At 60.5% G+C, this 13,945-nt stretch carries 8 protein-coding genes; 4 read left to right on the top strand and 4 right to left on the bottom strand.

The annotated features are described in order from the left end of the window. Positions 1–124: 124 nt before the first annotated feature. The 3 genes from ASD58_RS30795 to ASD58_RS23425 all read right to left on the bottom strand — a co-directional run bounded on the left by ASD58_RS30795 (position 125) and on the right by ASD58_RS23425 (position 3,707). Positions 125–1,192 carry a CAP domain-containing protein gene (locus ASD58_RS30795; protein WP_156401451.1) on the bottom strand — a complete coding sequence of 356 codons (1,068 nt, stop codon included), beginning with the start codon at positions 1,190–1,192 and terminating at the stop codon, positions 125–127. Between the two features lie 106 nt (positions 1,193–1,298). After that, on the bottom strand, positions 1,299–1,481 hold the full coding sequence (locus tag ASD58_RS23430; protein WP_156401450.1) for a hypothetical protein: 183 nt from the start codon (positions 1,479–1,481) through the stop codon (positions 1,299–1,301). An 81-nt stretch (positions 1,482–1,562) separates the two neighbouring features. Then, complete coding sequence (locus ASD58_RS23425) at positions 1,563–3,707, bottom strand: hypothetical protein (protein ID WP_082565632.1); 2,145 nt, start codon at positions 3,705–3,707, stop codon at positions 1,563–1,565. 532 nt (positions 3,708–4,239) lie between these two features. Here ASD58_RS23425 and ASD58_RS23420 point away from each other — a divergent pair. The 4 genes from ASD58_RS23420 to ASD58_RS23405 all read left to right on the top strand — a co-directional run bounded on the left by ASD58_RS23420 (position 4,240) and on the right by ASD58_RS23405 (position 12,721). Then, on the top strand, positions 4,240–9,285 hold the full coding sequence (locus ASD58_RS23420; RefSeq protein ID WP_082565631.1) for a YDG domain-containing protein: 5,046 nt from the start codon (positions 4,240–4,242) through the stop codon (positions 9,283–9,285). 42 nt (positions 9,286–9,327) lie between these two features. Beyond that, complete coding sequence (locus ASD58_RS23415; RefSeq protein ID WP_057263654.1) at positions 9,328–10,971, top strand: ShlB/FhaC/HecB family hemolysin secretion/activation protein; 1,644 nt, start codon at positions 9,328–9,330, stop codon at positions 10,969–10,971. Between the two features lie 78 nt (positions 10,972–11,049). Beyond that, positions 11,050–11,466 carry a response regulator transcription factor gene (locus ASD58_RS23410; protein ID WP_057263653.1) on the top strand — a complete coding sequence of 139 codons (417 nt, stop codon included), beginning with the start codon at positions 11,050–11,052 and terminating at the stop codon, positions 11,464–11,466. Between the two features lie 184 nt (positions 11,467–11,650). Then, a complete protein-coding gene (locus ASD58_RS23405) occupies positions 11,651–12,721 on the top strand; it encodes a trypsin-like serine protease (RefSeq protein WP_156401449.1) in 1,071 nt (356 codons plus the stop codon). Between the two features lie 5 nt (positions 12,722–12,726). Here ASD58_RS23405 and ASD58_RS23400 read toward each other — a convergent pair whose 3' ends face one another. Beyond that, positions 12,727–13,941, bottom strand: coding sequence for a PepSY domain-containing protein (locus ASD58_RS23400; RefSeq protein ID WP_057263650.1), 1,215 nt, complete (start codon positions 13,939–13,941; stop codon positions 12,727–12,729). Between the last annotated feature and the right edge of the window lie 4 nt (positions 13,942–13,945).

Raw genomic sequence — 13,945 nt, 5'->3', positions numbered from 1 at the left:
AAGGCCGCTCTAGGCGGCCAGGAATTGCTAAGTGGAGTTTAGTTTCGGTGTCTTTTGCCCGAACGCGAACCTAGTGGCGCGGGCCAACACAAATCATCCCCTACTTTGCTAGCAAACCTCAGGTTTAAGGCACAAAGAACGTAACGCTGTACTGGAACGACTTGGCTTGCCCGCCAACCTTTACATTGCTGATCAGCACATTGAGCTTTGTGTCAGCCGGTGAACGCGACCACTCGCTCGTAGCCGAAGTCAGATTCCAGCTCATGGTGTTATCACCATAACCGTCGGGTAATGGGCCGACATTGCCGACGGAGAGCACTTTGCCCTGGTCATTACTCATCGCTACGCTCGCGCCACTGAAGTCGGCGCCAGGCAAAGAGAAACTCCATGGGTGGCTCGGGTCGGCTACTTTGGAAGTCCATGGCACATAGCCGCGTGCTGGCCAGGCAATCCCCGTCTCCGTGAGTCCAGCGGGTGCAGTTACGGTGCCGCCAAATACCCACAAAGAGTTGGCCCGCGTTGTGTCGCCAGTGCCGACCTCGCCCAGGCGAGAATAGAGAACCCAGCGGCGATGACCAAGACTGGAGGTGCCGCTGTCGGCAATGTACGCGCGCACAGCATTTGGTCCTGCGTTGCCCAGTGCCAGATTGGAGCTGCTTGCTGCTGTCGCACCATCCGTCGTGTAGCAATTCCACGAGGCTGGTGGCGAATGGCTTAGCTGGGAATTTGCGTCCATCATCAAGGCTGCTTGCTGCGCCATTGCCGAATGCGTGAGATTCAGTGTGACATTTCCAGGCAATCCTGCCAGGACCCGGAAGCTGTTCACAGTATTAAGGACAGCCGCCTTATATTCGGCAGAAGTGCTGCCAGCCACGCAGCTCTGGGTTGAGCCCGTCCACTGCATCGGGACCGAAAAAGCCGGCAGCATGGTGGAGTTGTAGAAAGCGAGTACTTCCGCCCTGCTATTGACGTTGATTGCTGCGATTCCACCTGCAACTGGCGGTGTAGTCGGTGTAGTCGGAGTTGTTGGCGTTGTTGGCGTGGTTGGTGTTGTCGGTGTTGTTGGTGTCGTAGGCGATTGCACAGGCGTTTTGGACGACTCGGAACCGCCTCCGCCGCAACCCGCCACCATCAAAGTTAAAGCAGCGACCAGAACTCGCGCCACCGGGGACGCAGTTGTCATTTTACTCATTATCTTTTTTATTGCCATGCGGCATAATTAATTGAGGCCGCATTATCACTTGATCACGGGAAGTTCGGCGTATGATTGGATTTTCTTCCGGCGATTTCTTGCACGGTCAGGTTTCCGGCTGGTCTTCATCGCTGAACCATGCACCTGCAATGGCTCCAATGACCGCCGCCATTCCGACAAGGCTGGAGACATCCTTCGTATCGATTTCATAGAAGGCAAAATCCAGAACAAGGTAAGCAAACAGCGCGACCAAAAGCGCGCTCAGGCTTCCCGAAGTAAATTTGCTCACGATTGCTCCCTCGATTTCTGACATGACATGGTTCGGGCTTTGTTTTGCGCTGGAAAAGGGGGCAAAGCCCCCTTCCCTGCATTAAGCCGGTTCGACAAGATCTTTCAGTCCATCCTTGATTTTCAGCCCCTTGGCTTTGTTAGCGAGCTCCTTGGCCAACTGCTTGCCCGGCGCCGTGCTCGGCCCAGCATCCTTGACCCACGCCGCGGCGCGTTTCAGTTCAGCCGGGCTCATGATGGTGCTGCTGTCGATCAGCTTGGCAGCCGCACCGAAGTCGGCCTTGCGTTGACGGAAGCGCGTGGCCATGCGTTTGGCTTCGATGTATGCGAAGTGAGGGCGTAGCACAGGGTTGCCAATTGCAGCGTCGATGGCCGCCATGCCTTCGTGCAGGTGGTCGCCGCCGATCGCCAGTGACAACAGGGTGTCCGGCGTTGACAGTACTTTGAGTGCCGCCTCGGCGTGTGCCTGGTCGACTGCGGAAGTGACCATCACCGTATTTTCGCCGGTGCAGGTGCATTCCAGGCCGCCATTATCCCAGCGTGCTTCCACCATGATCCGGTAAGCGCCAGGCATCGGGAACAACGCGCCCTGGCCGCCGCGCAGCAGGGTCAGCGAATGCTCGACGGTCTCCTGCGCGGGCAGCGGTTCAACCTGGTCATCTTCCACGCAGATGACAATCGGTGCGAACGTGCGGACGGTGCCGCAAGGATCGATAACTTTGCCGCGCACGATGCCGCTCTTCATGCTCAATGTGTTTGGCGCGGCGATCGGCGCGCTGGTCTGGTTCTGCATCGTGATGTTGACCCGGACAGGGGCACCTATTGGAACCGCGCTGGCGACAGGTGTCACGAACATGCTGAGACCTTCAATTTCCAGTTCCATGTCGGTCGGACTGATTGGCGTGGAGCCGTAAGAGGTACCGAATGGCAGGCCGCCTGGACGCACATAGATATCGGGCATATGGCGCAAGCGCTTGGCGTCGTCCGGGTTGTAGGACCACTGGATATTGGCCGGGAATTGCAGGCTGCCCGGATTGAGCGAACGCGATGCGATCACGTCCGTTGTGCACAGGTAGCCGTTGTCCGCAGTGTTGTGGTAGAGACCCATGGCGTGGCCAATTTCATGCACGGCGGTGCGGAAGTATGGCGCGGCGGCGGTTCCGAAACGTTGGCCCGCAACAGTGCCCCATTCCGCCGTGTTCGGCATGGTCCAGTGCGAGGAAATGGCGCAGCCTTCCCGCGGCACGTTGTTGGAGTCCGTGCCGCCGTTGTCATACATAATGCCGCGCTCGGTTTCGTCCAGGCGACGGATTGCCAGCACGTGGTAGCGCCATTCCGCATCGAGGTTGGAAGAATCGCGCTTGGCCAACATGGCAGCGTGGGCTTCGCCGTTGGACCAGGAGAAGCCGCTCGGTTCCGCAACATTCGAATTGCTTTGGATGGGAGTGATGTCCCAGTCAACGCTCTTGCCTACGGCCATCCAGTCGGTACCGGCACCGTTATTGACCACAGCTTCGGACTGGCTGACGCGGTCCACCTCAATGGTGGCCTTGCGCAGGAAGTCGGAGACCCAGCCCATCGTCAGCCGGCCGACGATGACATTCGAGGCGTTTTTCGCATCGCCGGCCAGGTAATGGCTTGGTGCAGGGAAGCCGGATGGCGCAGGCTGCCAGGTCATCTGCGCCGTCATCTCTTCCTTGCTCCAGGTGCCGCCGGTATTCCATGCACCGGGGTTCTTGGTAAAGCGCCACATTTCGAATCCCAGCGTGAAGCTATTGCCGAAGGTGAAGTTCTCAAGGATCTTGGTCACTCGCAGGTAATAGCGATAGCGGTTGCGTGCCAGGACCGGAATGCCGCTGGCAGGATTGGGGCCAGGGAAGAACAATGGCCGCGTCAGATCGGCAGGAAGCGCGCTTTTCAGGGGCAGAAACAGAACCGGTCGCTGATACAGGTCGCCGCTCGCAGTGCGGCCGTCGGCATGCTTTTCGACGCGCATCGTTCCGTCATAGGTCACCATGTGGATTCCGCTCGGGGTGTAATTCAGCAAGTAGCAGCCTGGACGCACACTTTTGATCCGGAAGAGCTCTGGGTTCACTATCTCGCCGGGGCCAGTGATGTGGGGGTGAATGTCGGCAGCGGATTGTGGCGACGGCATTTCGATCGCATCGGGCAGTGCAGGAAACGACTGGTTCGATTGCATGGCGGAAGCATTGTTTTGGGCATCCATTTGCGAAACTCCTTGTTTGGATTGCGGATACATGAAAGTGCTGGGAGCATGCTGGCGACGCAGTGTGGCGCTGCTGCATGTCGAGCACTTTAGGGGGATGGAGCGCACTCCGAATTGGTGCTGGCACCCAGATTTGAACGCAGGCGCCCCCCAAATTTCGAAAAAGCTCGCGAGAAGAAAGTGACGCTGCCTGGAGACTACCCGGCACCTCCGCCTCCAATGGCGCGTTCGCATGGCCTGGCTGCTTGAGCGCTCCCTCGACGCGCAATCACTACCCATTTGAAAGGTGACGCGAAACACCAACGGCAAAACTATTTTTCGATGTTGCCGTGTGAAAATTAGTTAAAGCTGTGTAAGATCGTCATTGCCGTACAGAAATTCGCATCTTCCTGGTGACGCCCTACCTCCGCGCACCAAACCGCCGTCCCAGGCGGACCAATCCCACAGCCCTGAATCCTGCTGTCCGAGTCTGGCTCCGTTTAAACAAACGCGATGGCCCGATCCGTCTCATTTCAACGTTTGAGGTAGCGTTATGAACAGGATTTTCCGAGTTGTGTGGAACGCTGGCATGGGCATGTGGCAAGTGCGCTCCGAACTGGGTGGCGCCCATGGCAAAGCAAGGCGCTCCCGTGCCGCGCGCCGCGCCTTGGCTGCAGCGAGCCTGTCGCTGGTTGGCGGTGCCGCATTGGCAGCCGACTTGCCGACTGGCGGCGTGGTCGTCGCGGGCCAGGGCCAGATCAGCCAGCAAGGAAGCGCGATGACGATCAACCAGGGCGGCGCCAAAATGGCGATCGACTGGAATTCGTTCTCCATCGGCAAAGGGAATACCGTCAACTTCGTACAGCCCTCCTCTTCTGCTGTCGCCCTCAACCGCGTCACCGGTACCGATGTATCGCAGATCCAGGGCGCACTGAAGGCGAATGGCCAGGTGTTCCTGTTGAATCCAAACGGAGTACTCTTCTCGCCGACCGCCCAGGTGAACGTCGGCGGCCTGCTGGCATCGACCCTGAACATGAGCAACCAGGATTTCATGTCCGGCCACTACAAACTGCAAGGCGCCAGTGCGAATGCCGTCATCAACCAAGGTAACATCAAGGCTTTCAACGGCGGTACCGTAGCCCTGGTTGCCGCACGCGTCGGCAATATCGGCGAGATTTCCGCGGAACGCGGGAACGTGCTGCTCGGTGCCGGCAGCCAAGTACTGCTGGACCTGGGCGGCCCAATCAAGCTGCAAATCCAGCAAGGCGCGATTGACGCATTGGTTGAAAACGGCGGCGCCATCCGGGCCGATGGCGGCAACGTGCTGATGACGGCAAAGGCCGCCGGTGACCTGGTGAGCACTGTCATCAACAATAGCGGCCTGGTACAGGCACGCACGCTGGCGACTGGCGAACAAGGCCAGATCCTGCTGCTGGGCGACATGCAGAACGGCCGCATCGATATCGCCGGCAAGCTGGATGCCAGCGCACCAGAGGGCGGCAATGGCGGCTTCATCGAAACCTCGGCAGCGGACGTGGCTACCGCGCGTGCGGTCCAAATCGATGCCAGCGCTGCTCATGGCCAGGGCGGCCACTGGCTGATCGACCCGTACAACTATACGATTGACGCCAGCGCGGCCAGCAATATCGTCGGCGCCCTGAACCTGGGCACCAGCGTGACCGTCACCACCCAGTCCAATCTCTCGAACTATGGCAGTACCGGCTTGGGCAGCGGCGACATTACCGTCGCCAGCGCCATCGGCAAGACCAGCGGCGGCGATGCGACCCTCACGCTGCGTGCCGACCGCAATATCGCCGTGAACAGCGACATCAGCTCCACCGCAGGCAAACTTGGCGTGACCTTGAGTGCCGCCAATGCCGCGAGTGCCACGCTGGGCGGCGTCGACATCAATGCGAACATCAAGACCAACGGTGGCAATATCATGGTCGGCAGCAATGCCGGCACCCAGGTCAATGGTTTTGGCTATGCGCTGAATTCGAGCTCCGCCACTGCTGCAGTCGTGGTGGAACGTTCCAGGTCGATCTTGTCGGAGGGCGGCAATATCGTCATCAACGGCAAGTCCCTGGTTGGCTCGAACAACGGCAGCTATTCGGGCGTCACCGGGGGCGTGTACATCATGTCGAGCGCCACCATCAACTCCGGCGCCGGCAACCTGTTCATCACCGGCGTCAGCACCGCCGGCAACAAGACTTTCGGCGTTGCTTTCGAAGGTAATTCGAACACTGTCACCACGATCGGCAATTCGGCTGGCGGCGGCATGTTGCTGAACGCCGTCAACACCACCGCTGGCAATACCCAGGCAGTTCTGGACCAGGGCGCCATCGGGCTGGTTTCTTACGGCAATCGCGCTCGCGTGGCATTCCAGGGCAACTCGGTTGCCAGTTGGCTGGTGTTCGTCAACGGCGCCCCGCAACTGTCCGCCTACACCCAGTCGCCACAGCTCTCAAGCTGCGCTTCGCCTTATCCAAACTGCGGCACGCTGGTGATTCCGGGCTCTAATAACAGCTACCTGTACGCGACCTACCAGGCAGTCAGCATGTCGACCCAGCCTATCTATGTGATCCAGAACGCCGCGGGCACCAAGACCTACGACGGCAACAACATTGCCACGGGCCTCTCCTTCACGACGATGGGCGGTCCGAACGGGTTCTCCGTATCCTCCCTCACGCCAGCGGTGGCGTACACCACCAGCAGCAAGAACGCCGGTTCTTACGTCAACCTGAACGCAGACGCGGGCAATCCGACCAGCTACACCAGTGGCGGAACCACCTATGCCGTGGGCTATTTCAACACCGGCAGCTATACGATTACGCCTAAGGCTTTGACGCCGACTGCTTCCAGCAAGGTGTATGACGGGACCACGGCGGCGGCGGTCTCCGCGACGGGCGTCGTTGCTGGTGATGCCGTGACCTTGAACGGCACCGGCGCCTTTGGCAGCAAAAACGTCGGCAGCTATACCGTCGACATCAGCAACATCACCCTCAGCGGCGCGGACGCCGGCAACTATTCGCTGGCCAATACTTCGGCCAGTGCCTCCGCCAGCATCACGCCGCGCGCCGTAACGGTGATGGCCGCCAAGACTTATGACGGCAGCAGCAGCATGAACGGTTATGTCACGCTGGGTAACCTGGTGTCCGGGGAAAACCTGAACTACACAGGTGCGACGGCAAATAGCGCCAATGTAAATGGCGCAAGCTTCCTGAATGCGATCACGCTGACGGACGGCAGCAATGGCCTGGCTTCCAACTACACCTTGCCTGGCCTGGCGTCAGCCGGCGTTGCAAACAGCGCATCGGTCGCGGCGAAGGCTTTGAGCCTCACCGGGCTTGCTGCCGCCGACAAAGTCTACGATGGCAACACGTCGGCAACGCTTAACGGCGGCATACTGAGCGGCCTGGTTGGTGCCGAGACCTTGAATATCAGTGGCCTGACTGGCGTTTTCGCCGACAAGAATGCCGGCGCTGCCAAATCGGTGGCGGTTGGCGGCCTGACACTGTCCGATGGCACTGGCCTGGCTTCGAACTACACCGTTGCCAATCCCGTTGGCGTAACGGCCGCCATCACCCCGCGCGCTACCACCGTGTCGGGCGTTACCGCTGCAGGTAAGACTTATGACGGCACCACTGCAGCACAACTCGATACCAGCAATGCAGCATTCTCCAACCTGGTAGGCGGCGAAGCAATCAGCCTGTCAAGCTCCGGCGCGTTTGTCGATGCAAATGCCGGCAATGGCAAAGCGGTGAACATCACCAGCAGCTATGGCGGTTCCTACGCAAGCAACTACGTCATCACCGACCAGGCGAGCACCGCCGCCTCTATCGCACGCAAGGCTCTCACGGTTGTTGGCATGTCGGCTGCGGACAAGACCTATGACGCAAGTACTGGCGCGACGCTGGTAGGCGGCTCCCTGAGCGGCCTGGTTGGCGCTGAGACCTTGAGTTTCTCCGGGCAGAACGGCGTGTTCGCAGACCGCAATGCCGGCAGCGCCAAGTCGGTTTCAGTGAGCGGCATTACGCTGGGTGACGGTACTGGCCTGGCTTCGAACTACACCATTACCAATCCCGCCGGATTAACGGCTTCCATCACTCCACGCGCAACGACGGTATCGGGTATTACCGCTGCCGGCAAGACGTATGACGGCAGGACTGCTGCACAGCTTGATACCAGCAACGCCATCTTCTCCAACCTGGTTTCGGGCGAGGCGATCAGCCTGACGGCGACCGGCACTTTCGCTGATGCGAATGCAGGCAGCGGAAAGGTGGTGAACATCAGCAGCAGCTATGGCGGCGACTATGCTGGGAACTATGTCATCACGAACCAGGCCAGCACAAGTGCGTCAATTGCACGCAAGGCCTTGACGATCGTTGGCATGTCGGCTGCGGACAAGACTTATGATGCGACGACTGGCGCCACCCTGGTCGGCGGCTCGTTGAGTGGGCTGGTCGGTTCGGAGACCCTCGGCTTCTCCGGACAAACCGGTACCTTTGCCGATCGCAACGCGGGCAATAGCAAAGCTGTTTCCGTCACCGGCATCGTGCTGGCTGATGGCACCGGCCTGGCTTCGAACTATCAGTTGACGCTGCCTAGCGGCATGACGGCTTCGATCTTGCCGAAAGTGTTGACTGTAGGTGCTTTGGGCGCGGCAGATAAAGTCGAAGACGGCAACACAGTGGCTGCCTTGACTTCCAGCGGTGCGCTGGCCGGTGTCGAAAGCGGTGATGACGTCCACATTGACAGCAGCGCAGCGACTGCGCACTTCGCGCAGGCGACCCCTGGTTCCGCACTGAACGTCAGCGTCGCGGGACTCACGCTCACAGGCAACGATGCTGCCAACTACGCCTTCACCGGCAGCGGCGCAACGACTGCGAGCATCACGGCTGCGGTGCAAACGCCAGTATCGATCCCGACTTCGGTACCAGTGCCCGAGCCGACCCCGACGCCAATGCCCGTCCCAACGCCGGAACCGATGCCGACGCCGGTCCCGGCGCCTGAGCCGACTCCCGTGCCGACTCCTGCTGCGGCGCCCGCACCAGTTCCGACTCCAATAGCGACAGCGGCGCCTGAGCCAATTGTCGTGCCGACCCCTGCCCCAGTCGCGACGCCCGCACCGGCACCGGCACCAGTAGTGGTAGCAGCACCTGCTCCAGTCGCGCTGCCTGAACCGGCGCCCGTAGCCACCCCGGCCGCGGTCCCAGTCGCAACGATCGTCCCGACGCCAGCACCTGCCGCAGTCGTGCCGCCTGAAACTGTGCCTGCCGTTACGCCGGTGCCTGCGCCGACCCCAACCCCAACCCCAACCCCAATCGCCATCGCCGCGCAAGCCGCGAGCCCGGTGATCATCGGCGGCGCAACTCCAACCATGCCGTCGCTGGGCGTGGGCGGCCTGAACTACACGGATGTAAGTGACTCGAACACCGTGCAGTCCGGCTCCGGAAACCGCGACAACATGCCAGCCACGCAAAGCCTCACCGCGGGCCGCGACGTGAAATTCCTGAGCGTGTTTGTGGTATCTGGCGGCATCCAGATGCCATCCACTACTGCAAGCAACCAGGGAGCGGCGACAAACGACCAAAAGTAACGATAGAATGGTGTTGCCAATCAGACAGCGTTGAAAGCCGACATGAGACCAGCTAACACCATTCTGACTATCGCCATCTTTTACGCCTTCGCCGAAGCAGCCCTTGCACAGCAAGGCGCGCAATCGCTACAGGAAAACGGGCAGCGGGCGCTGCGGGAACCAACTCCGGCGCCGCCGCTCCCGCTACCGCCGCCTCCTCCACCCGCTACCATTCCGCCAGGCGGTCTGACAGTGTCCCTGAAACAGCTAACTGTCACGGGCAATTCCCTGATTCCACAGGATGAACTCCTGCGCCAACTCGGTCCGGTAATCGGCAAGACTTTCGACTTTGCAGGCTTGAGCGCCTTGGCAGACAAGCTTTCTGCTTACTATCGCGCAGCGGGTTATCCGTTTGCCCGTGCCTACCTGCCCCAGCAAGACATGCAGCAGGGCGTCCTGCGCATCGAAGTCCTGGAGGGCCGCTATGGCTCAATCACAACGAACGGCGACAAGTCCCTGAGCCCTGCAGCCCAGCGCTTCCTGTCGCCATTGAAACCCGGAAGCGTCATCGAAAGCCACGAGCTCGAGCGCGTCACCCTGATCCTTGACGACCAGCCGGGCGTGCGCAGTATCCCCGTGGTCCGGCCAGGCAAAGAGGTAGGCACCGGCGACCTGGCGATCGAAGTCCAGCGCGATCATCGTTATGCGGGCGAGATCGGGCTTGATAACAACGGTACCCGCTACACCGGCCGCACGCGCGCCCATGCCAGCCTGGATATCGACAGCCCGTTTACGCTCGGCGACCAGATCTCGCTCCAGGGCATGTACACCAACGAGCAAATGTGGTTTGGCTCGGCCGGATACGCCTTGCCGCTCGGCGCGACCGGCTTGCGCGGCCGCATCGGTTACAGCCGTTCCTACTATGCGCTGGCAGACAGCTTCGCCGCCCTCAATGCAACCGGCACCGCAAACGTCAGCAGTGCTGGTTTGAGTTACCCGCTGGTGCGCTCGCAGCGCCGCAACATCACCCTGTCGGCAACGTTCGAACACAAACGCCTGCGCGACCAGCAAGGCGCCACCGAAAGCAGCAGCGATAAATCCAGCAACAGTGTGCCGATCGCCTTGAACTTCGACGTGCGGGACAACCTGCTGCGTGGCGGTGTGACATACGGGGCGGTCTCCTGGACGCCGGGCCGCCTCAATCTCGATGGGGCCTTGCTGGTGTCAGACGCAACGACAGCCCGCAGCGCCGGCCACTTCTCGAAGCTGAACCTCGACCTGGCTCGCATCCAGTCGGTGGCCGAACACGTCGATGTCTATGGAAGGGTGTCGGCGCAATGGGCCAGCAAGAATCTTGACTCGTCCCAGAAGTTCGGGCTGGGCGGCCGCAACGGCGTGCGCGCCTATCCCGGTGGTGAAGGTTATGGCGATGCCGGCGCCCTGTTGCAGCTCGAACTGCGCTACGCTGCCGGCGCATTCATGCCCTACCTGTTCTACGACACCGGCCGCATTACGGCGAACCAGGATCCCTGGACCAGCGACAGCAACCACCGCACGCTTTCCGGTGCCGGTTTAGGCCTGCGCTATGACAATCGGGCATTCAACGCCTCGTTGCTTGCGGCATGGCGCACCCACGGTGGCGATCCTCGTTCCGAACCGCACAACAGTCAGCCGATGGTATGGCTTAACCTGGGCTACCGCTTCTGAATACCGGATACGCGCGCCGCCCGGCGCAGTATGGTGTTAGCCTGCCCGTGCCAACAGTTAAGGCACAGAGGGCGCACCATGCATTCCGCTACCATCGCTCCGTTTCACAAGCAACAGCCGAAGAGTGTCTTCATCATCGACGACAACGCAATGATGCGGTCGATGATGCGACTGGGGGCGAGCGAAGCTGAATTGGCGGTACTGGGCGAGGCCGCTACCGCACAGGCGGGGCTGGCACGCTGCATGCAGCTGTCGCCCGACATCGTGCTGCTGGACCTCGGCCTGCCGGATGGCGACGGCCTGGAACTCCTTTCCCAAATCAAGGCCCACTCTCCGGATGCTTTCATCATTGTGGTATCGGGACATAATGACCAAAGCGTGGTCCAGTCGGCCGTCACGCGCGGAGCCATGGGTTTCATCGTCAAGCCGTTCAGCATCGGCTCCATCACCGATGCACTGGTGGCAGCCAGGCGCCGGCTGGCTGCACGCCAGTGATTCCCCCCCCCCTGTGTATCAATTTGCAATGCAATGTCGGAAAGCTTTACATTTCCTCAAATGCGATGATGAGCCTGCACGGCAAGTGACTGAAAGTAAAGCAGCTTGCTTTACGGGCCCGTTTATTGCTAAACGTTTTCCCGACGTATTGATTCACTGAGCAATAATCTCGGGAGGAAATGACGTGCAACAACACATTGCGAAACGACTGCTCGGCATGGTGCTGGCAATCGCTGCCATCAGCGGGACGGCGCAGGCGGTACCGAATGGCACCATCACACCATTGATAACCTCGGGCGCCCTGCCCGATACGCCTGCGGCCCATGTGGATCCGAATAATGCCGCATCTCCCTTCTCTGGGGTGGTCAGCATCAATATCCGCTATGACGGGCTGAGTTACATCTGTTCCGGTGCACTGGTCGGCAAACGCCAGGTGGTATCGGCTGGCCATTGCGTGGACACCAACGGGAAAGGCAGCCTGATCGACCTCAACAAACCGGGCAACGACGTGCGCGTCGTATTCAATGCCTCGTCCACCCCGGGCGATCCGGGCCGCGCCGTCGTCACGGCAAGCAATGTACAGATGAACCCGAATTATGCTGGCTTCGGCAATTGCCCGGCTGGCGTTGCGGGCTTCTGCGTGAATGATGACCTGGCCGTGATCACCCTGGGGCAAGACGCACCGGCCTCCGCCAAGATTTACAAACTGGCTGGCCAGCAGTTGCAATCGAACACCCGCATCATCATGGCAGGCTACGGCACTTCCGGCGACGGCATCAACGGTTATACAATCAGCCCCGATTTCCGCGTCAAGCGCACTGGCGAAAACATCGTCGACCTGCTCGATGCCGATGACGAAAAAGGCTTCACCGGCGACAAAGAAGTCTGGTATGCCGATTTCGACGGCAACGGACATGATACGTTCTGCGAATGGGGTCTCGCATGCTCGGCACAATTGCCGAACAACCGCGAATCGGGCATTGGCGGAGGCGATTCGGGCGGTCCGTCCTTCATCGAACAATATGGCGAGTTGATGCTGATCGCGACCAACACCTTTGGCGGCACACCGGACGGCCTGGTTGGCGGGGCTTTTGGCACCTACTTCGGCGGCATCGTCCTGCACAGCTACCTGGATTACCTGTTCGCGGCCACCGGCGGTGCGATACAGGTCGTGCCGGAGCCGGCAAGCATTGCTGTATTCGGGCTAGGCTTGTTGGCGCTGGCCACCATGCGCCGCCGAACCCGGCGGCACTGACCTGCTCACAGGGCCGGCTGCACCGCAGTCCTTTGCGTTGCCGCCGCCCTTTCCCTCGAAGAGCGTTTTCGCCACCAGATCACCACGCCGGTGACGCTCAGCATCGCGACCACGATTCCCATCACTGAAATCAGGATGCGGCCTGGCAGCCCCAGGATGCGGCCGGAATGCAGCGGGAATTGCGCCTGCACGAAAATATCGGCTGCTGTACCTTTCCAGGGCTGGCGGTCGCCCAGCAGGCGGCCGTCGATGCCGTCAAAATACAATACCGCCGGCCCGACGCCGCCGGCGCCATGATCATCGCCCGGCTTGAAGAAGCTCACGCCATAAATGCCGTAGGCCTGCGAATAGAAGACACTTCCAGCCGGCTCCTTCCAATCACGGCGCTGAGCTTCCCGAGCGGCCTGCTGAAGCACTTTTTCAAAACCTACCTGCGCCAGAATAGGATTTCCCAAGTCCCTTGGCACGCGGGTATCGAAAGGCGTAGGCGTCACTTTCGAGACCGCCGTCATGACCGGATAAAAGACTTCGCGGTACAAGTTGAGCGAAAACGCGGTGAATGCCAGGATGAACAGGAGTCCCCACGTCCACAGGCTGAAGGCCCGATGCAAGTCGAAATTGAGCTTGGCGCTGCCGCCACCCCAGCGCACTTTCCAGGCTGGCTTCCAACGCTGCCACCAACTACGTGCTGCGGGCGCGCGAGCACGCACCGGTAACGTCAGGTAGAAGCCGACGAAGCTGTCCACCATCCATATCACGGCGATCACGCCCATCAGCCAGATGCCCCAGCGGTCTATGCCCCACATTTCGGGGATATGCAGCGAGTAATGCAACCGATAGAGGAAGGACACCAGGGTCTCCTTGCTGATCGGCCAGACGGCGCCCCACTCACGCTTGCCCAGTTCAGCGCCGCTGACCGGATCGACAAATACCTGGTTGAAGCCCGTTGCATCCACGCCGAAACCGAGCGCTTTCCCCGTCCCGGCATGCAGTGGGATGTAGGAAACTGTTGCTTCAGGATGACGTTGCCCGATCTGGCGCGCCAGCTCCAGCGGCGCCTGCGGCTGGCCAGGCGTATGCGCTTCCATCAGGTGCGGGTTAAGCAGGTCATCCAGTTCATGATCCCATGAGATCACAGCGCCAGTCAGGCCACTGATGAACAGGAAGCCCGCCGTGAGCAGGCCAAGGTAGCGGTGGACCAGAGTCCAGGTTGCGCGCATGTCG

The organism is Duganella sp. Root1480D1 (assembly GCF_001427305.1).
Lineage (GTDB): Bacteria > Pseudomonadota > Gammaproteobacteria > Burkholderiales > Burkholderiaceae_D > Rugamonas.
The sequence above is the reverse complement of the archived record's forward strand: the minus strand, read 5'-3'. Positions and strand labels throughout refer to the sequence as shown.

Bases quoted from the DNA above. Each gene is read 5' to 3' on its own strand.
- ASD58_RS30795 (WP_156401451.1), bottom strand. From the start codon at position 1,192: ATGAGTAAAATGACAACTGCGTCCCCGGTGGCGCGAGTTCTGGTCGCT.
- ASD58_RS23425 (WP_082565632.1), bottom strand. From the start codon at position 3,707: ATGGATGCCCAAAACAATGCTTCCGCCATGCAATCGAACCAGTCGTTT.
- ASD58_RS23420 (WP_082565631.1), top strand. From the start codon at position 4,240: ATGAACAGGATTTTCCGAGTTGTGTGGAACGCTGGCATGGGCATGTGG.
- ASD58_RS23415 (WP_057263654.1), top strand. From the start codon at position 9,328: ATGAGACCAGCTAACACCATTCTGACTATCGCCATCTTTTACGCCTTC.
- ASD58_RS23410 (WP_057263653.1), top strand. From the start codon at position 11,050: ATGCATTCCGCTACCATCGCTCCGTTTCACAAGCAACAGCCGAAGAGT.
- ASD58_RS23400 (WP_057263650.1), bottom strand. From the start codon at position 13,941: ATGCGCGCAACCTGGACTCTGGTCCACCGCTACCTTGGCCTGCTCACG.